This is a genomic window from Streptomyces sp. NPDC050508, assembly GCF_040655155.1.
Lineage (GTDB): Bacteria > Actinomycetota > Actinomycetes > Streptomycetales > Streptomycetaceae > Streptomyces.
The window spans coordinates 1-18,678 of record NZ_JBFAJJ010000040.1 but is presented as its reverse complement, the minus strand read 5'-3'; the positions used below and the strand labels follow the sequence as shown (position 1 = coordinate 18,678).

Annotated in this window: 16 protein-coding genes; 5 read left to right on the top strand and 11 right to left on the bottom strand. The window is 70.6% G+C overall.

The window, feature by feature from the left end:
• Positions 1-114: 114 nt before the first annotated feature.
• A complete protein-coding gene (locus AB0I69_RS48525; protein ID WP_363102282.1) occupies positions 115-1,275 on the bottom strand; it encodes a serine hydrolase domain-containing protein in 1,161 nt (386 codons plus the stop codon).
• Positions 1,272-3,809, bottom strand: a complete 2,538-nt coding sequence (locus AB0I69_RS48520) for a M14 family zinc carboxypeptidase (protein WP_363102281.1) — start codon at positions 3,807-3,809, stop codon at positions 1,272-1,274. Before AB0I69_RS48520 ends, AB0I69_RS48525 begins: the two co-directional genes overlap by 4 nt.
• 225 nt (positions 3,810-4,034) lie before the next feature.
• Here AB0I69_RS48520 and AB0I69_RS48515 point away from each other — a divergent pair, with 225 nt between their 5' ends.
• Together AB0I69_RS48515 and AB0I69_RS48510 are read left to right on the top strand one after the other, a co-directional pair.
• Entirely contained in the window at positions 4,035-4,898 is an 864-nt protein-coding gene (locus tag AB0I69_RS48515) for a hypothetical protein (RefSeq protein WP_363102280.1), read from the top strand.
• Between the two features lie 26 nt (positions 4,899-4,924).
• The gene (locus AB0I69_RS48510) at positions 4,925-5,716 is read left to right on the top strand and encodes an EI24 domain-containing protein (protein WP_363102279.1); all 792 of its coding nucleotides are present in this window, start codon (positions 4,925-4,927) and stop codon (positions 5,714-5,716) included.
• Here AB0I69_RS48510 and AB0I69_RS48505 read toward each other — a convergent pair.
• A complete protein-coding gene (locus AB0I69_RS48505) occupies positions 5,702-6,955 on the bottom strand; it encodes a pyroglutamyl peptidase (RefSeq protein ID WP_363102278.1) in 1,254 nt (417 codons plus the stop codon). The genes AB0I69_RS48510 and AB0I69_RS48505 overlap by 15 nt on opposite strands.
• A gap of 202 nt (positions 6,956-7,157) precedes the next feature.
• On the opposite strand from AB0I69_RS48505, the gene AB0I69_RS48500 reads away from it, so the two are divergent.
• Entirely contained in the window at positions 7,158-7,505 is a 348-nt protein-coding gene (locus tag AB0I69_RS48500; RefSeq protein ID WP_363102277.1) for a YrdB family protein, read from the top strand.
• Between the two features lie 28 nt (positions 7,506-7,533).
• Here AB0I69_RS48500 and AB0I69_RS48495 read toward each other — a convergent pair whose 3' ends face one another.
• Positions 7,534-8,118, bottom strand: coding sequence for a TetR/AcrR family transcriptional regulator (locus AB0I69_RS48495; protein WP_363102276.1), 585 nt, complete (start codon positions 8,116-8,118; stop codon positions 7,534-7,536).
• A gap of 107 nt (positions 8,119-8,225) precedes the next feature.
• Between AB0I69_RS48495 and AB0I69_RS48490 the strand changes: the two genes are divergently transcribed.
• Positions 8,226-10,682, top strand: coding sequence for a glycoside hydrolase family 3 C-terminal domain-containing protein (locus tag AB0I69_RS48490; protein WP_363102275.1), 2,457 nt, complete (start codon positions 8,226-8,228; stop codon positions 10,680-10,682).
• An 81-nt stretch (positions 10,683-10,763) separates the two neighbouring features.
• On the opposite strand, the gene AB0I69_RS48485 is transcribed toward AB0I69_RS48490, so the two are convergent.
• Positions 10,764-11,738, bottom strand: a complete 975-nt coding sequence (locus AB0I69_RS48485) for an aldose epimerase family protein (protein WP_363102274.1) — start codon at positions 11,736-11,738, stop codon at positions 10,764-10,766.
• 10 nt (positions 11,739-11,748) lie between these two features.
• Positions 11,749-12,654 carry an SGNH/GDSL hydrolase family protein gene (locus AB0I69_RS48480; protein ID WP_363102273.1) on the bottom strand — a complete coding sequence of 302 codons (906 nt, stop codon included), beginning with the start codon at positions 12,652-12,654 and terminating at the stop codon, positions 11,749-11,751.
• A gap of 254 nt (positions 12,655-12,908) precedes the next feature.
• Between AB0I69_RS48480 and AB0I69_RS48475 the strand changes: the two genes are divergently transcribed.
• Positions 12,909-13,403, top strand: a complete 495-nt coding sequence (locus tag AB0I69_RS48475) for a DUF3145 domain-containing protein (RefSeq protein WP_363102272.1) — start codon at positions 12,909-12,911, stop codon at positions 13,401-13,403.
• A 76-nt stretch (positions 13,404-13,479) separates the two neighbouring features.
• Here the strand turns inward: AB0I69_RS48475 and AB0I69_RS48470 are convergent, their stop codons facing one another.
• The 5 genes from AB0I69_RS48470 to fasR all read right to left on the bottom strand — a co-directional run bounded on the left by AB0I69_RS48470 (position 13,480) and on the right by fasR (position 18,426).
• On the bottom strand, positions 13,480-14,751 hold the full coding sequence (locus AB0I69_RS48470) for a beta-ketoacyl-[acyl-carrier-protein] synthase family protein (RefSeq protein WP_363102271.1): 1,272 nt from the start codon (positions 14,749-14,751) through the stop codon (positions 13,480-13,482).
• Positions 14,752-14,866: 115 nt separating this feature from the next.
• Positions 14,867-15,115 carry an acyl carrier protein gene (locus AB0I69_RS48465; protein WP_200715295.1) on the bottom strand — a complete coding sequence of 83 codons (249 nt, stop codon included), beginning with the start codon at positions 15,113-15,115 and terminating at the stop codon, positions 14,867-14,869.
• Between the two features lie 81 nt (positions 15,116-15,196).
• Positions 15,197-16,195 (bottom strand): ketoacyl-ACP synthase III, encoded by a 999-nt coding sequence (locus tag AB0I69_RS48460; protein ID WP_363102270.1) that lies wholly within the window; start codon positions 16,193-16,195, stop codon positions 15,197-15,199.
• A gap of 18 nt (positions 16,196-16,213) precedes the next feature.
• Complete coding sequence (locus AB0I69_RS48455) at positions 16,214-17,131, bottom strand: ACP S-malonyltransferase (protein WP_363102269.1); 918 nt, start codon at positions 17,129-17,131, stop codon at positions 16,214-16,216.
• An 89-nt stretch (positions 17,132-17,220) separates the two neighbouring features.
• Positions 17,221-18,426: a fatty acid biosynthesis transcriptional regulator FasR gene (gene fasR, locus AB0I69_RS48450; protein ID WP_363102268.1), complete on the bottom strand. Its 1,206-nt coding sequence runs from the start codon at positions 18,424-18,426 to the stop codon at positions 17,221-17,223.
• Positions 18,427-18,678 lie beyond the last annotated feature (252 nt).

Genomic DNA, 18,678 nt, shown 5'->3' with positions numbered 1-18,678 from the left:
CCGCGCGCTGGGGCTCTCGACACCGGCGCGCCCCTACGGCTCCCTCTCGGCCGGCGCGTGGGGACAGTTGGACTTGGTGGGCCCTCGCCCTTGGCGAGGGCCCACGCCGTTTGTTCAGCTTGCCAGTGTTGCCTTGTGGACCGCCTGCACGAACCCCGCGTTTTCCTGTGCCGGGCCGGCCGGGGACGCGAAGCGGCGCCTGGTGTAGCCGTAGGCCAGGCCGCTGCGGGGGTCGGCGAAGGCCTGGGAGCCTGCCTCGCCGCTGTGGCCGATCGTCCCGGCGCCCAGGAACGGGTACCAGGAGTCCGCCGTTGCCTGGAAACCCAGGCCGTACGACTTGTGCGTGGCGGCCACCACGTCGTAGCCGACGGAATGCAGCTGACCGAACTCCGCCGCCGTGTCCGGCTTCAACAGCGGGGACCTGTCGCCTACTTCGCTGATCGCCGCCGCGTACAACCCGGCGAGACCACGCGCCGAGCCCACCCCGCCGATCGACGCGGGACCCTTCGCCCGGATCACCCGTTCGTTCGGGAGCGACGACAGGTCGGTCGGCTGCGTCGTCGCGTGCACGTTGAACGCGATCGCAGCGAGAGTGTGCGGTCCGGCCGGCTGCGCGGTACGCGCGGCCTGTTGGTCCGGGGTCGGCAACTGGGGCTGGGTGGTGCGGAAGCGGGGCTCGTGCGCTGCCGGCAGGCCGAGGAAGAAGTCCAGGCCGTACGGTGCCCGCACTCTCTCCTCGTGCACCTCCTGCAGCGAACGGCCCGTCGCCCGCCGTACGATCTCGCCGGTCAACGCGCCGATCACCAGAGCGTGACAGCCGAAGGCCGTGCCCGGGCGCCAGAACGGCCGTTGGTCGGCGAGGCGTTCGGCGAGCGCCCGGTCGTCGGAGAGTTCGTCGAGTGTGAAACCCGAGTCCGTCCCGACCAGACCCGCCCGGTGTGCGAGCAACTCGCGCAGCGTGAGCGCGCCCTTGCCCTCGGACGCGAACTCCGGCCAGTAGTACGTCACTTTGCGGTCCAGCTCCAGCGTGCCGTCCTGCACGAGCAGCGCCACCACGAGGTGCGCGGCGCCCTGCGTGGACGAGAACAGGCCATAGAGGGAGTCGCCGCCGTCGGCGCCGGGCGGTGCCGCCCACAGGTCGACGACCCGTCGTCCGTGTACGTATGCACACAACTGGCCCTCGTAGTCGGTGCGTTCAGTTGCTACGAACGCGGCGAACTTCTCCCGCACCGTCTCGAAGCCTTCGGCTACGGTGCCGTGGATCTCCTGGGTCATCCGCTCTCCTCAACTGATCCGCTGCTCGCGTGTGCCATGGTGAACAACGCCCGTCCGACCTGCGGGAGTTCCCCCTTCGGGTGATCCCGGAAGAGGGGCTCCGTGCCGAACAGGACAGCGTGCGGGCCACTGATGACCGAGGGCCGGCCCGCCGCGGCGACAGGACCGCCGGAGCCGTCCGCCAGCGCCCGCCAGTGCCCGGCGACGAGCGGGTTCCCGGTCGCGTACGACTGCTCCACGCGCACCCCGGGCCCGAGGTCGGTGAACCACACCGGCGCGTAGACGAAGGTGTGGGGTGGGGCTCCGGCCGTTACCGGTCCTGAATTCACCACCCGTACGACGCCGTTGGCATCCTCGTTGCCCTCGGCGGGCTTCGCGGTCAGTAGTCCGGCCGCCGTGCTCAGCGCGGCGCCGGTGACACCCCGTCCGACTAGGCCGTGGCCGGCCGACAGGAAGGTGCCGAGGGCTTTGCGGGCGGCCGGGGTCAGGTTTCCGTACTCCAGCCCCGTCGACACGAACAACACATCTGCTTTCGACCAGTCGAACCCGGCGTTCAGGACGTCCGTCGACACGGGTGTCACTTCGAAGTTCATCTCCCGCAGCGCGAACAGCTCGCCCGCGGTGACGGCGGCGGCGACCCGGACGCGGTGGAGGGGGAGGAGGAGGGGAGTGACACCGGCGAGAGTGGTGGCCTCGAACTTCACGTCGTATGCATGAGCCGCCGTGGTCGCCTTTGCCCGCGCCGCGGTCGTGTTCGGCACGATCGCGCTGCCGTCCGCCGTTCGCCGTACCGGAACTCCTTGCTGGAGAAGGGAGTTGAGGGCCGCGAACTCGGCCGGGTCCGTGAGGCGGAGGCGGAGGTCGCCGTGCGGGGCTACGCGGGCGACGGGGGAGGGGGCGGAGACAGGGGTGAGGGGCGTGCCGGGGAGGTCGGGTGCCGTCTCGACCGTGGCGCCCCACAGGCGGCCCAGGCTCCAGGCCGAGATGTCGTACATGGCCGTCACCCTGTCGCTGATGTCACGGCCGTCGGCCAACAGGGCGTTCGCCAGGCCCCGTTTGGGCTGGTGCATGTCGACGACGTACGAGCCGTTCGCCGCGCGTAGCACGCGGATGTCGTTGGCGAGGAGATGGGTGACGAGGCGGGCGCCCGCGGTGTCGGCCGCAATGGTGTAGGCGCGGGGGAATTCGGTTGTGTAGACGTCCTCCGGGCCGATGCCCGGGACCCCCGGGACGGTCCGTGTCGACACCGGTACTTGCTCGGCGCCCGCCGCTCCCCGCCGGAACATCTCGATCTGGTCGGCGATGAGGGAACTGCGGTGGGACCGGGCGTAGTTGAGGGTGGCGCGCATCGCCGCGCCCGCGACGGACACGTTGATCGCGGCGCGGCGGCGCAGCTCGGCGGTGGGGAGGGTGTCGTAGGCCGAGTTGTTGACCTGGAGCGGGATCTCGACCGTGTGGGCGGCCACCGCGCCCTGGAAGGCCGCGTACTGCGGGGTGAAGACCGGGGGCCAGTCGTCCCAGCCCTCCGCCTGGTCGCGGAAGGGGATTTGGGGAGGTGAGACCTCGTCCTTGGCCGGTGTGTAGCCGAGGTCGTTGACGGCGGTCTCCATGCCCAGGGCGTTGGCGTAGGTGTTCTTGAGGAAGAGGTCGTACTCGTAGTTCTCGCCGTGCGGGGGAGTGGTCGGCTCGATGAGGGTGCCGTTGACGTAGCCGTGCAGGTCGAGCATGACGGCGGGCTGTTCGGCGATGGTGAGGTGGCGGATCGTGCGGGTCTCGGGCTGCGAGGCGGTGACCATGTCCCGGTTCAGGTCGAAGCCGTTGGCGTTGGTGCGGGTGCCGGCGATACGGCCGTCCGGGTTCGCCGTGATGTTGAAGTAGAGGCGGCTGTGCGCCAACAGGTCTGTGGTCTTCGTGTCGTTGGCGGTGGCGAGCTGCTCGATGAGGGCGAGGGAGGCGTCCGTGCCCTCCCACTCGTCGCCGTGGATGTTGTTGTCGAAGAAGACCGGGGTCTTGTAAGTGCTCCTGATCTCGGGGGACTTGGCGGCGGTGGCGGGCGCGTTCCCGATGAGTGCGCGCATCCGTTCCTGGGCGGTGGCCTGGTGGGCGGTCTCCGGGGCGGTGACCGTGACGAGGTAGAGCCGGTGGCCGCCGGCCGAGACGCCCGCGACCTCGACACTCACCCGGTCGCCGAGCCGCTGAAGGGCGTTCAGGCGTGGAGCGAGGGCGTGGTACGGGGTCAGGCCGAGCTTCAGGGACGCGTCGGCGGGGTTCACCGGGTCGGGGGAGAGGACCTGGCGGCGGGGATAGCCGAGGTGGGGATCGGTGCGCGGGACGGTGGCCGTGAGGGCGCGGCGGGCGGCACCGGCGGGGGCGAGGGCGGCACGCCGGTCCGGTGCGGAGCCCTCGCGGGTCGCGGGGTAGGGGTCGGCGCCCGCGGTGCGGGGCTGGAGCAGGAGCGAACCGGCGGCGGTGGTCAGGACGACGGCGGTGATCAGAACGGGTCTCGGGGGGACGGCTCTGGCAATGGTGCGCACGCGTACCTCCTCTTGGTTCCAGAGATCGGTACGGCGAGCCGCACCTGTTCGACTCAACGGCACACAGGAAGTTGTCGGTGTCGTCGATGCCCCGGATGGCGCATTCGCCGGGCCGCGGAACGGGCATGCTGAGCACAGGTCACCGGTACCGGGCAGCGGGTGCGGCCGGCTGCGCATGGCTGCTGAGGACGACTGCGGACGACTGCGTACGGCGAGGAGTTCCCCATGGCAACGATTCCTTCGCTCCCCAGCAGGGGCGAGGTGCTGCGCATGGCACGCAGCACCACCGACATCACCGGCCAACTCCTGGACACGGCCGGGAACATCACCAGGATCGCGATCAACACCCTTGATCCACGGGACGGTTCGGGCGCGGAGGCGCTCCGGGTCCTGCGCGAGACCACCGCCGAACTGGCCGAGGCGAGCGCGTCGCCGCAGGCCCAGGAGGCCTTCTACCGCATCGTCGACACCCTGACCAGGCTCGGCACGACCGGCGCACCGCTGGCCGTGCACCCGGTGAGTGAACCGGCGCAGGCCCTGCTCACCGTCCTCGGCGACAGCCTGCTGCCCGTCCTGGACGCGGTGGAACCGGCGGTCGAGGAGTTCGCCGCAGCGCTCGGCGATCTGGTGGAGGCGGCCTCCCCGCTGCTGCCCGCGGCGGCGGGCGTTGCCGCCGGCATCCTGCTCGCCCTCACCCCGCCGATCAGGGCGCTGGCCGACACCTTGGCCGACGCGTCCCCCGAACTCCGGCGCATCGCCGAGGCGTTGACGGCCGCGCTGGCCCCACTCCTGCCACTCCAGGTCGCCCTCGCACAACGGACGGCGACCGCGGGCGTGAACGTGCTCCGGGCCACCCTCCCGCCCCTCGCCGACCTCACGGAGGCCGCCGCGGCGACCACGAAGGCGGCGAGGCCGATGCTGATCGCCGGGGAGGAACTGTTCGTCTCGACCCTGGAGCACATCCAGCCGGTCCTCCTCGCTGCGGCCTTCAGGGCGGGCCGGGTGGCCCGGGCGGCGGCGGTACGGGTGACGGCGGCGGTGTCGCCTGCGGCGGACCAGGGGGTCGTCGTGGCGGTGTCGACCGCGTAGTGCCGACGCTGAGTAAAGTTCACCCCATGCATGATCTTGGGGCGGGATTCAGCTATCTCCTGAAGGGCCAGCGCTGGATGGCTCGGCATGGGAGGCACTACGGTTTCGGGCTGATTCCCGGTCTGATCACGCTGGTCCTGTACGTGGCGGCGCTGGTCGCGCTGGCGCTGTGGGGCGAGGACTTCGTCGCCTGGACGACGCCCTTCGCGGACGACTGGTCGAGCCCGTGGCAGGGCCTGTTCCGCGGCTTCCTCACGGTCGTCCTGTTCGTACTGGCCCTGCTGCTCTCGGTGTTGACCTTCACGGCCGTCACCCTCCTCATAGGCCAGCCGTTCTACGAGACCCTCTCCGAGAAGGTCGACCGGGACGTCTCCTCCGACGGCACGGCCCCCGAATCGGGCCTCGCCCTCTGGCGCGAACTGTGGATCTCGGCCCGCGACAGCCTCCGCATCCTGGTCCGCGCGCTGCTGTGGGGCGTCCTGCTCTTCGCCCTCGGCTTCCTCCCGTTCGTCGGTCAGACGGTCGTCCCGGTGATCGGCTTCTTCGTCACCGGCTTCTTCCTGACGGAGGAGCTGACGGCCGTGGCCCTCCAGCGCCGAGGCATCGACCTCCGCGCCCGCCTCACTCTCCTCCGCTCCCGCAAAACCCTCATCTGGGGCTTCGGCACCCCCCTCGGCCTCTCCTTCCTGGTCCCGTTCGTCGCGGTGTTCCTGATGCCGGGGGCGGTGGCGGGGGCGACGATGATGGCGCGGGAGCTGCTGGGGGAGGAGACCGAGGGGGACGACGCGGAAGCCGACCCGGAGTCAGTGGACCAGTGAGGCGTCCATCGCCACCGTCACCATCGCCCTGACCTGCGCGATGATGTCCACCCGGTTCCGGACGAACTCAGGATCGGTGATCGTCCCCGTCGCCGGGTCGGTGTTCCCGGTCCCGAACTGCAGTACCGGCGTGTGGATATGACCACCGGGCAGCGAATCGTGCAGCCCGAGCCGGTCCCGTAGCAGGGTCGCCCGGTAGGCGATCTCGTTGGAGAGGTAGTTGCCGCCGCCCCCGGCGCGGGCCGTGGACCCCGAGGTCGGTCCGTCGGGCCGTACGACCGGAGTGGTCCCGCCTGCCGGGATCTCGGTGACCTCTGTGTGGTCGTAGACGGGGAATCGCCCGGTGTTCGCGGCCACAATGTCCTTGTACGGCAGGGTCGTCGACGTCCACTGGGGCTGCGAGGCCGGGTCGGTGACCGGCACGGTCTCCGTCCGCGAGATGTTGTCGTTGTCCGGATATCCGCCCCGCCAGGCCCCGTTGGTCCGCTCGACGTCGAAACGGCCCACCCGCCCCTGGCTCACGGTCGTGAACAGATCCACCTTCGGCAGATACGACCGCAGCGTCCGCTCCACGGTCCCCTCCGCGAAGTCCGCCCACCGCACCGGGAACATGGCCGTCTCGATCCGCGCCGGACCGTCCGCCGTCTGGATCACCGTGCCATCGAGAGCGAGCGCGGTCGCCCCGGACGGATTGGAGATCCGGATGTCCTGGTCCAGCGTGAACGGGTCGAACCCGGTCACCAGGATCCGCTTGAGCCCCTTCTCGTGCGGATACCGGATACTGCTCTGCCCGCGCGAAGTCATCTCCAACTCGGAGAGCAGCGCGGCCCGTTGACCGTCCGTGATCCCGAACCCGGGCTCCCAGGACCGCACTTCCCGCGTCATCCCCAACCGCGCCCAGTACAACGGCCGATCGTCGTCCCGACTGAGATCACCGCCCGCGGGCCCCCGCCCCTGCGCCCGGTCAACGGCCCGCTGCCACAGCGCGGTTCCCTCACGTACGACGACGCGCCGGGCCTGCGCGTAGCTGTGCGCGGCTTCGAGTGCCTGGGTGAACTCCGGGGCCACGGTGTCGAATCCGGAGTGTTCGAGGATCTCCTGGGGGACCTCCTTGTCGAGCCGTTGCTCCTCGACGGTCGGGGACAGAGCGGTGTCGGCCACCGCCCCGGTACTGGGGGCGGAGAAACCGGCCAGCAGGGCCAGTCCGAGGACGCTGGTCCGAACTCGTATGACGTTCAAGGTGGTTGGGGCCTTCCGTCGCAGTGGGGTGCGGTGCGGTGCCGGACGGCCGCAGTATCGCGTGACGGGAGTGGTCTACGCCACGGGTGCGACGGACGAACCGATCCGCCCCACCTCCTCCGGCCGGAGGCGCTGATCGAGATCGAAGTCGTGGCCGCCGTCCCCGCGACGGAGTGATCGCCTCCGGGTGATACTGCCGTCCATGACCGCAGCGAAGACAGCGAAGGCAGCGAACCTGGGTGTCCTCTTCGCCATCGAGCTCGGCGCCCTCGTGGCCGTCGGCTACTGGGGGTTCACGCGGGACATCGCGACCCCGTTGACCTGGCTGCTCGGGCTCGGTGGGCCGGTCGTGCTCGCCGTGCTGTGGGGGCTGTGCGGTTCCCCGAAGGCCAGGTACAAGGTGCGTGGCGCCGGCCGTGTCGGGTTCGAGGTGGTGTGGTTCGGTGCCGGAGCCGTCGCACTGGCCCTCGCCGGGGCCTACGACTGGGCTCTCGTCTTCGCCCTGGTGTGTGTGGTGAGCAAGACGCTCGCTGTCATCTGGCGGCAGTAGCAAGGGAGTTCGGGGAGTTCACGGGACCTCAGCCCTCGCCCAGCAGCGCCAGGAAGTCCCGGAACGCCCCCGGCATGTCCACCGACTCCGGGTCCAGCAGCCACTGGTACTGCAACCCGTCCATCACCGCGACCAGCAGCGGAGCCGTGCGCTCGGGCGTGAGGCCGTTCGGCAGCCGGTCGCCGTACTCGGCGCGCAGCACGCCCGCCATGCTCGCCCGTACCCGGACGTACCGCTCGGCGAAGTAGGCGCGCGCCGGATGCCCCTCCGTGATGCTCTCGCCGAGCAGCGCGGAGAAGGTCTGGATGATCCCGGGCCGCATCGCGTTGTACTCGACCAGCGAGGCGAGCAGGTCGATCCGCCAGCGGCTGTCCGGTACCGCGTCCCACTGGTCCCGTTCCTCAAGGACGGCGACGAGCAGCGCGTCCTTCGTCGGGAAGTAGTGCAGCAGCCCCTGCTGGGTCAGCCCGACCCGCTCCGCCACCGCCGCCAGGCTCGCGCCCCGGTAGCCGCGCTCGGCGATCACCTCCAGGGCCGCCCGCACGATCTCGGCGCGCCGCTCCTCGTGCCGGGTCCTGGAGTTCGTGGCGTTCATGGCGTCACCGTACGACACCCGACGACAGTTCACATAACAGCAAGGTTACGAAACCTACCGCTCTACAGGTAACCGATGCACGATGGAGGCATCGCACGGTACGGACTCAACGAGGAGGCACAGCGATGGCGGGAACCCGCACCCCGGCCGACGAGGCCCGTGAAGCAGCCGTGGAGGCGGCCCTCGGCAAGCTCGACCTGGAGGCGAAGGCGCGACTGCTCGCCGGGCAGGACATGTGGTCCCTGCCCGCCCTTCCGGAGATCGGCCTGCGGTCCCTCGTCATGTCCGACGGCCCGATCGGCGTCCGGGGTGTGCGCTGGACCGCCGACGACCCGTCGATCGCGCTGCCGTCGCCCACCGCCCTCGCCGCCACCTGGGACCCCGAACTCGCCCACCGTGCAGGCGTGTTGCTCGCCCAGGAGGCCCGCCGCAAGGGTGTCCACGTACTCCTCGCGCCGACCGTCAATCTCCATCGCTCCCCGCTCGGCGGGCGGCACTTCGAGGCGTACAGCGAGGACCCGTACCTCACCGGACGGATCGGCGCCGGATACGTAACAGGCGTACAGGAAGGCGGAATCGGCACCACCGTCAAGCACTTCGTCGCCAACGACGCCGAGACCGACCGCTTCACCGTCGACAACCTCATTTCCCAACGCGCCTTGCGCGAGCTGTACTTGGCCCCCTTCGAGCACATCGTCGAGAACGCCCACCCCTGGGGCATCATGACCGCCTACAACACGGTCAACGGCACGACGATGACCGAGCACCGCTACCTCGTGAACGACATCCTGCGCGGCGAATGGGGCTTCGACGGCTTCAACGTCTCCGACTGGACCGCCGCCCGCTCCACCACCGGCGCCATCGAGGGCGGCCTCGACGCCGCCATGCCCGGCCCGAAGACCGTCTACGGCGACGCCCTCGCGCAGGCCGTCATCGACGGCGAGGTCGAGGAGGCCACCGTCGACGCGGCCGTACGGAACGTGCTGCGGCTCGCCGCCCGCGTCGGCATCCTGGACGGCGCCGAACCTGTCGTGGCGGAAGCCCAACTCCCGTCCCCTGTCGACGGCGAGGCTCTCGCCCGCGAGATCGCCCGCCGCTCCTTCGTCCTTGTGCGGAACCAGGACAACGCTCTTCCGCTGAAGCCCAACGGCACCGTCGCGCTCCTCGGCGCCGCCGCCCGCGACGCCCGCGTCCTCGGCGGGGGCTCCGCCATCGTCTTCCCGCCCCACATCGTCTCCCCGCTCGACGGCCTCACCGCCGCCCTCCCCGACGGTACCCTCACTTACGCCGTCGGCGCCGACCCGAACACCGAACTCGCCGCCGCCGACAAGGGGTTCGAGCTGCGCGCCATCTGCCGGGACGCGGCGGGCCGGGTCATCGGCACCGCCTCCGCGCCCAACGGGCAGCTCCGGTGGATGGGCGACGACCTTCCCGAGGGCGTCACCCACGACACCCTCCGCACCGTCGAACTCGCCGGCACCTTCGCCCCGCGCGAGACCGGCCAACACACCTTCGGCATCAAGGGACTGGGCGCCTTCACCCTCACCGTCGACGGCACGACGTACTACGACGACGTCCAACGCCCCCTCAAGGACGACCCGTTCAGCTCCTTCTTCGGCGCCCCGCAGCCCCGCGCCCAGGTCCAACTCACCGCCGGCACACCGGTCGAGGTGTCCCTGACCTACGTCGTGAGCTTCTCCGAGAACCGCGACCTCAAGGTCATCGGCTTCACCCTCGTCCACCAGGAACCGCAGCGCGACCCCGACGAACTCATTGCCGAGGCCGTCGACTTGGCGCGCACCGCCGACACCGCCGTCGTCGTGGTCGCCACCACCGAACGCGTCGAGTCCGAGGGCTACGACCGGACGGACCTCCGACTCCCCGGCCGCCAGGACGACCTGGTGCACGCCGTCGCCGCCGCCAACCCGAACACCGTCGTGATCGTCAACTCCGGCTCCCCGGTCGAACTGCCCTGGCGCGACGAGGTCGCTGCCGTCCTGCTCGGCTGGTTCCCCGGCCAGGAGGCCGGCGCCGCCCTCGCCGACGTCCTCACCGGCACCCACGAACCAGGCGGCCGACTCCCCACCACCTGGGGCTCCCTGACCGACGCCCCGGTCACCCAGGTCGTTCCCGAGGACGGCGAACTCCCGTACACCGAGGGCGTGTTCATCGGCTACCGGGCCTGGGAGAAAGAGGGCCGCACCCCGTCGTACGCCTTCGGACACGGCCTCGGCTACACCGACTGGACCTACGACGAGATCGAGGCCGACAGCTCATCGGTCACCGTCCGCGTCACCAACTCCGGTGCCCGGCACGGCCGTGAGGTCGTCCAGGTCTATCTGGCCCCTGCCGATGTCCCCGCCGACGCCGACCCGGAGCGTCCCGCCCGCTGGCTGGCCGGTTTCGCGGGGGTCGAGGCCGGGCCCGGCGAGAGCGTCGAGGTGATCGTCGACCTTCCGCGACGGGCTTTCGAGATCTGGGATGAGACGGCGAACTCGTGGGCAGTTGTAAAGGGTTCGTACGAGATCCAGGCGGGGCGCTCGATCACGGACCGCAGGGTCGCCACGACGATTAACGTCTGAGCCGGGACAAGCTCCCCACAGACAGCCCCGGCCCGGGACCTGACCCCTGGGCCGGGGCTCATCACCTTCCGGCCGGCACGATCAGCGGGCCGAGAAGCCGTACACCGTCTCCGACCGGTAGACCCCGCCCGGGCGCAGCTGCGTGCTCGGGAACTCCGGGCGGTTCGGGGAGTCCGGGAAGTGCTGGGTCTCCAGGGCGATGCCGTCGCCGGGGGAGAACGGGCCGCCGCTCAGATGGTCCGCGGTGTACAGCTGGATGCCGGGCTCGGTCGTCGCCACCGTCAACACCCGCCCGGACGCCGGGTCGTGCAGCTCGGCGATCTCGACGGGCGCCGCCGTCAGGCCCTTGTCGAGCACGAAGTTGTGGTCGTAGCCGGCGCCGACCTTCCGCGGCTCACGGAAGTCGAAGCGGGTGCCCGTCACGTCGTCCAGGGCGCCGGTCGGGATCAGGTCGCCGTCGACCGGCGTGAACCGCGAGGCGGCGAGCCGGAGTTCATGACCGCCCGCGTTGCCGGAACCGCTCAGGTTGAAGTAGCTGTGGTTCGTGAGGTTCACGAGGGTCGGCGCGTCCGTCGTCGCCTCGTAGGCGATGCGCAGCGCGCCCGACTCGTCCAGCGTGTACGTCACCGAGACGTCGAGGCGCCCCGGGAAGCCCTCCTCGCCGTGCGCGCTGACCCGGCCGAGCCGCAGCCCGTGCTCGACCGGCTCGACGTCCCACAGCCGCTTGTCGAAGCCGTGCTCGCCGCCGTGCAGGGAGTTGGGCGCGTTGTTCTGCGCCAGCGAGTAGGTGACGCCGTCCAGCGGGAAACGGCCGCCCGCGATCCGGTTCGCGTACCGCCCCACCAGAGCCCCGAGATACGGCTCGGGATGAGCGAGATAGCCGTCCAGATCCGCGAACCCGAGCACCACGTCCACCACGTGGCCGTCCCGGTCCGGCACCTCCACCGACTGCACGATCCCGCCGTACGACAGCACCCGCACCCGGACGCCCGCCCGCTCCAGGGTCCAGCGGTGCACCGGGGTGCCGTCGGGAAGGGTGCCGAAAAGTTCACTCATGAGGGAAACCCTAGGTCACGGGTGTGCGCGCCGTGACGCGCCGGTACGCCATCTCGGCGAGCCGCGCCTGACCGTCCGTACTCGGATGGAACCAGTCCCAGTGGCTCAACTGGTCCGTGCCGAAGCGGTAGTCGTAGACCGCGCCCCCGTCGAAACGGCACCGCTCGTCCGTCGCGCACACCTGCTCCAGGACCTTGTTGTACGCCTCCACCCGGTCCAGCACCGTGTCCCGCCGCTCCGTCGCCGCCGAGTCCAGGGCGTCCGCGTCGGCCAGCATCGAGGGGCAGATCCCCAGCTTCCACACCGCCTTGCCCAGCGGGTTCGTCCGCCCCTGCGACCACAGCCGCTTGAGATTCGGCACGCTCGCGACGTAGACCTGCGTCTTCGGCAGCGCCCGGCGCAGCGACTTCAGCGACTCCTCGAAGCCCGCCCGGAAGTCGGCCACGGAGGTCATCGCCGAGGTCGAGGCCCGACAGGCGTCGTTCGCCCCCACCATCACGGTCACCAACTGCGGCTTGCGCGCGACCGCCTGACCGATCTGCGCGGGCAGGTCGGCCATTCGCGCCCCGGTCTCCGCGTAGTTCCAACTCCGCTCGGCCGCGCCCGTCTTCCCCAGCAGCCGCACGGCGAGGCTGTCGACCGAGGCCGAACTGCCGGTCGCCCAGGACACCTCCGGGCAGTCCGACAGGACCGTACAGGCGTCGAAGCCGCGGGTGATGGAGTCGCCGACCGCCGCGACCGAGGACGGACTGCGGTCCCACACCGGGGTGGGGGAGGGCTTCGCCTTGGCCGCCGTACCACTCTTGCTGTGTGCGCCGGCGGAGTCACCGCCGCCGGAGTCGCAGCCGGCGGCTCCCAGGACGGCCGCGGCCGTGACGGCGAGCAGGGCCCGTGAACGGTGACGTCGGATTCGCATGCCCTGGTCCAGCCCCTTGGTGTCGTGTCACATCTCAACCCATAACAACGCGCGAGGGTTCCCGCACGCGTGCGATGCAACGGCTCACCCCCGTACAAGCGTCCCCCTGGGTGAATGGTGGGGTTTCCTGGCAGCGGGACGGACGGTACGTCACACTCCTCGCGCCGCCGCACGGTAGCCTCGCCCTCAACGTGGCTGCCCTGCCGCCGCCGTTTGCCAGTCAGCAAGATGCCCCGCTCTGTCCGGAGGTCCCGGTGACGACACGTGGAGTTCTGTACGTGCACTCCGCGCCGCGCGCGCTGTGCCCGCACGTCGAGTGGGCCGTCGCCGGGGTGCTCGGCACACGCGTCAGCCTCGACTGGATCCGCCAGCCCGCCGCCCCCGGAACATGGCGCTCCGAATTCTCCTGGCAGGCAGAGGTGGGCACGGCCTCCAAGCTGGCGTCGGCCCTCCGCGGCTGGCACCTCCTCCGCTTCGAGGTGACCGCCGAGCCCAGCCCCACCGCCGAGGGCGAGCGCTACAGCTGCACCCCCGAACTCGGCATCTTCCACGCCGTAACCGGCATCCACGGCGACATCCTGATCCCGGAGGACCGCCTGCGCGCGGCCCTGACGAGGTCCCAACAGGGCGAGACGGACCTGGAGGCGGAGATCGCCAAGCTGCTGGGCAAGCCCTGGGACGACGAGTTGGAGCCGTTCAGGTACGCGGGTGAGGGCGCGCCGGTGCGCTGGCTGCACCAGGTGGTGTGATTTCGAGTTCCTTTTCCGTACGTGCGAAGGGCCCCCACCGACCGGTGGGGGCCCTTCAGCGTCGTACAGGAAGTTCTCAGACCGTCCGGAACGCCAACACCACGTTGTGCCCACCGAACCCGAACGAGTCGTTCAGCGCGGCGATACGTCCCTCGACCGGCAGCTTGCGAGCCTCACCGCGGACAACATCCGCGTTGGCCTCCGCCTCAGGGTCGAGGTTCTCGACGTTGATGGTCGGCGGAGCGATCCGGTTGTACAGCGCGAGCACGGTCGCCACCGACTCGACACCCCCCGCACCACCGAGCAGATGCCCGGTCATCGACTTCGTCGCCGAGACCGCCATGTGGTCGGCGTCGTCGCCGAACACCTTGCGCAGTGCCTTCAGTTCGGCCACGTCACCGGCCGGCGTGGACGTCGCGTGCGCGTTCACGTGCACGATCTCCGCCGCGTCGAGATCGGTGTTGTCCATCAGGTTCCGCAGGGCCTGGGAGATGCCACGCCCCTCCGGCTCCGGCTGCACGATGTCGTGGCCGTCGGCGGAGATGCCCTGCCCGACCGCCTCGGCGTACACCCGGGCACCGCGCTTCGCCGCGTGCTCGGCGGACTCCAGGACGAGAACGCCCGCGCCCTCGCCGAGGACGAAGCCGTCGCGGCCGGTGTCGTAGGGACGCGAGGCGCCCTGCGGGTCGTCGTTGTTCTTGGACATCGCCATCATGTTGCCGAACGCGGCGATGGGGAGGGGGTGGATGGCCGCCTCCGTGCCACCGGCGACGACGACGTCGGCGCGGCCGGTGCGGATCATCTCGATGGCGTAGCCGATGGCCTCGGCGCCGGAGGCGCACGCGGAGACCGGCGTGTGCACGCCCGCACGGGCGCCCACGAGCAGACCCACGTTGGCGGACGGGCCGTTCGGCATCAGCATGGGGACGGTGTGCGGGGAGACGCGGCGGACGCCCTTCTCCTTCAGCACGTCGTACTGGTCGAGCAGGGTCGTCACACCACCGATACCGGAGGCGATGACGGTGCCGAGGCGGTCGGGGTCGACCGCCGGGTCCTCGCCGGCCTTGTCGGTGAAACCGGCGTCGGCCCACGCCTCCTTGGCCGCGATCAGCGCGAACTGCGCCGAGCGGTCGAGACGGCGGGCCTGCGGACGCGGGATGACCTCGGAGGGGTCCACAGCGGCCGGCGCGGCGATACGGACCGCCTGCTCGGCGGCCCACTCCTGCTCCAGGGCCTTCACACCGGACTTGCCGGCGATCAGACCTTCCCAGGTCGAGGCTGCGTCGCCACCCAGCGGTGTGGTTGCGCCGATACCGGTGACGACCACGGTGCGATTGGTCGGGCTCACGGGAATTCTCTCTCCAACGGTACGAGGATTAAGCGGCGCCACCGCCGGGTGGCGGGGCCATGCAGCCGGGCCTATGGGGTGGCTCGGGCCTGGTGGTCCGGGCCTAAGGGGTGGCTCAGGCCTGGTTCTTGAGGATGTAGTCGGTCGCGTCGCCGACCGTCTTGAGGTTCTTGACGTCCTCGTCGGGGATCTTGACGTCGAAGCGCTCTTCAGCGGCGACGACGACCTCGACCATGGACAGCGAGTCGACGTCCAGGTCGTCGGTGAAGGACTTGTCCAGCTGGACGTCCTCAACCGGGATGCCGGCGATCTCGTTCACGATGTCGGCGAGACCGGCGACGATCTCTTCCTGAGTGGCGGCCATGTCAGGCGCTCCTTCTTTGTGATCCAGAGGGTGTGGCGGTGCTTCCCGTGCCGGATCCGATGATGATCCGGCACGGAGTGCCTAGGGGAGGGTAACGACCGTCGCGGCGTACACGAGACCCGCCCCGAAGCCGATGACGAGCGCGGTGTCGCCGCTCTTCGCCTCGCCGGTCGCCAGAAGCCGCTCCATAGCGAGCGGAATCGAGGCGGCCGAGGTGTTGCCGGTGGTGCGTACGTCACGCGCGACCGTGACGTGCTCCGGCAGTTTGAGGGTCTTCACCATCGAGTCGATGATCCGCTCGTTGGCCTGGTGGGGAATGAAGACATCCAGGTCGTCCGGGGTGATCCCGGCCGCGTCCAGCGCCTGCTGGGCGACCTTCGCCATCTCGAACACGGCCCAGCGGAACACCGCCTGGCCCTCCTGCGTGATCGCAGGGAACTTGCCCGTGCTGTCGTACTCGGTCCACGGCACGGTCTGCTTGATCGTGTCGGACTTGTCGCCCTCCGAGCCCCACACGGTCGGGCCGATCATCGGCTCCTTCGCGGGGCCGACCACGACCGCGCCCGCGCCGTCACCGAACAGGAAGGCCGTCGCGCGGTCCTCCAGGTCGGTCAGGTCGGACAGCCGCTCCACGCCGATGACCAGCACGTACTCCGCGCTGCCCTCGACGATCATGCCCTTGGCGAGGGTCAGGCCGTAGCCGAAGCCCGCGCAGCCCGCCGAGATGTCGAACGCGGCGGCCTTGTTCGTGCCGAGCTTGTCGGCGATCTCCGTCGCCACGGCCGGGGTCTGCTTGAAGTGCGAGACCGTGGACACGATCACGCCGCCGATCTGCGACGCGGTGATCCCCGCGTCCGCGATCGCCTTGCCGGACGCCTCGATGGACATCGCGGCGACGGTCTCCTCGTCGTTCGCCCAGTGCCGCGTCTCGATGCCCGAGCGCGAGCGGATCCATTCGTCGGACGAGTCGATCGTCTCCAGGATCACCTCGTTCGGGACGACACGGACCGGACGGTAGCCGCCCACACCGAGGATCCGCGCGTACGGTGCGCCCTTGCTCGGCTTGATCTTCGTCGACATGTTCCTACGGCTCCTTCTTCAGGCGTTGGCGTGCTCTGCGATGAGCTCGCGGGCCGCGTCGAGGTCGTCGGGTGTCTTCAGGGCCAGCGTCTTCACGCCGGGCAGGGCACGTTTGGCGAGGCCGGTCAGGGTGCCGCCGGGGCACACCTCCAGGAGCGCGGTGACGCCGAGCTCCTTGAAGGTCTCCATGCACAGGTCCCAGCGGACCGGGTTGGCGACCTGGCCGACCAGCCGGGCGAGCACCTCGGCGCCCGTCGCGACCGCCTTGCCGTCCTTGTTCGAGATGTACGTCAACCGCGGGTCGGCGGGCGTCAGTTGCTCGGCGGCTGCGGCGAGCACCTCGACCGCGGGCGCCATGTGCTCGGTGTGGAACGCGCCCGCCACCTTCAGCGCCACGACCCGTCGCACGCCCTCGGGCTTGTCGGCCTCCAGGGCGGCGAGCTGCTCCAGCGTGCCGGCGGCCACGATCTGGCCCGCGCCGTTCACGTTCGCCGGGGTCAGGCCCAGCTTCTCCAGGTGCAGGACCGTCGTGTCGGGGTCGCCGCCGAGCAGCGCCGACATGCCGGTCGCGGTGATCGCGGAGGCCTCGGCCATCGCCAGACCACGCTTGCGTACGAGGGTCAGGGCGGCCGTGTCGTCCAGGACGCCCGCGAGGACGGCGGCGGTGATCTCGCCGACGCTGTGACCGGCGACCGCGCCGGGCGCAACGTCACCGAGTGCCGCGGCGGAGACCAGTCCGGCGGCGACGAGCAGCGGCTGGGCGACGGCGGTGTCACGGATCTCGTCCGCGTCGGCGTCCGTGCCGTAGTGCACCAGGTCGAGGTCGATGGCGGCCGAGAGGGCACGCAGACGGTCCTCGACACCGGGGAGGTCGAGCCAGGGGGTCAGGAAGCCGGGCGTCTGGGCGCCCTGGCCGGGAGCGACGAGTACGAGCACTCTCACACTCTCTCTTGGGGACGGGCACGGCCGCCCGTGGGGACAGGGACGAAGAACACGAGGGGGTTTTGTGGGGCTCCGACAAAAGGCTAGTTCTGGGGATCTCCATCGGCCAGACGCCCCAGGATCAGCGCGATCCGCAGCGTGAACGCGGAACGTACATCGGACGGCGACCAGCCGGTGACGTCAGTCACACGTCGAAGCCGGTAGCGCACGGTGTTGGGATGGACGAACAGCATCCGCGCGGCACCTTCGAGGCTACTCGCCTGCTCCAGATAGACGCTGAGCGTCTCCAGGAGCGCGGACCCGGCCTCCTCCAGTGGTCTGTAGATCTCCTCCACCAACTGGTCGCGGGCGCCCGGGTCACCGGCCATCGCGCGTTCCGGAAGCAGGTCGTCCGCCAGTACCGGGCGCGGGGCGTCCTGCCAGGCGGAACAGGCCTTGAGCCCGGCGGCGGCGGCCTGCGCGGACCGGGTCGCGGCCAGGAGATCGGGCACGATGGGCCCTGCCACGACGGGTCCGGCCGCATAAGGGCCGATCAGCGACTTGGCGACGGCGAGCGGATTGTCGTCGCCACCGGCGATGACGACGAGCCGGTCCCCGAGCACCCCGGTCAACACCTGGAGCTTGGCGTGGCGCGCAGCCCGCCGAATCGCTTCCACGGTCAGCTCACTGTCCCCGTCGGGCGCGGTACCGAGCACCACACACACATGCTCGGGCGAGTTCCACCCGAGCGCGGCGGCCCGCGAGACGGCCCCCTCGTCGGCCTCACCGCTCAGCACGGCGTTCACGACGAGCGACTCCAGCCGGGCGTCCCAGGCACCGCGTGCCTCGGCGGCCTGCGCGTACACCTGGGCGGTCGCGAAGGCGATCTCCCGGGCGTACACGAGAAGCGCCTCGCGCAGCACGGACTCGTCACCGGGCGCGGCCACCTCGTCGATGGCCGACTCCATGACCTCGATGGTCGTCCGCACCATCTCGACGGTCTGGCGGAGAGTGATGGCCCGGGTCAGCTCACGGGGCGCGGTCCCGAACACATCGGTGGAGATGGCCTGGGGCGCGTCCGGATGCCGGAACCACTCGGTGAACGCGGCGATACCGGCCTGCGCGACCAGCCCGATCCAGGAACGGTTCTCCGGTGGCATAGCCCGGTACCACGGCAGCGTCTCGTCCATGCGCGCGATGGCCTGGGCGGCAAGACTCCCGGACGACTGCTCCAGCCGCTTGAGGGTTGCCGGGTGCGAGTGGGCGCGGGGCAGGGGGCCTGCGGGTTTGGTGGTTTCGGGTTCGGGCACGGAACAAGACTGCCTTATCCGGTACGGGGCGGTCGCCCTCGGGGCGGGCACCTTGGCCGGTGTTGGGTAGGCGCCGTCGCGTACCTCCTTTGGTTCGGTCGCCTTCGGGGCGCCTTAAGCCGGTGTCGAGTGCCCCACCGTGCTCGGCGCTGCGCGCCTCCGCGCGCTGGGGCTCTCGACACCGGCGCGCCCCTACGGCTCCCTCTCGGCCGGCGCGTGCCGGCCCGGCCTGCTGCTGCGGCACGGCCTGCG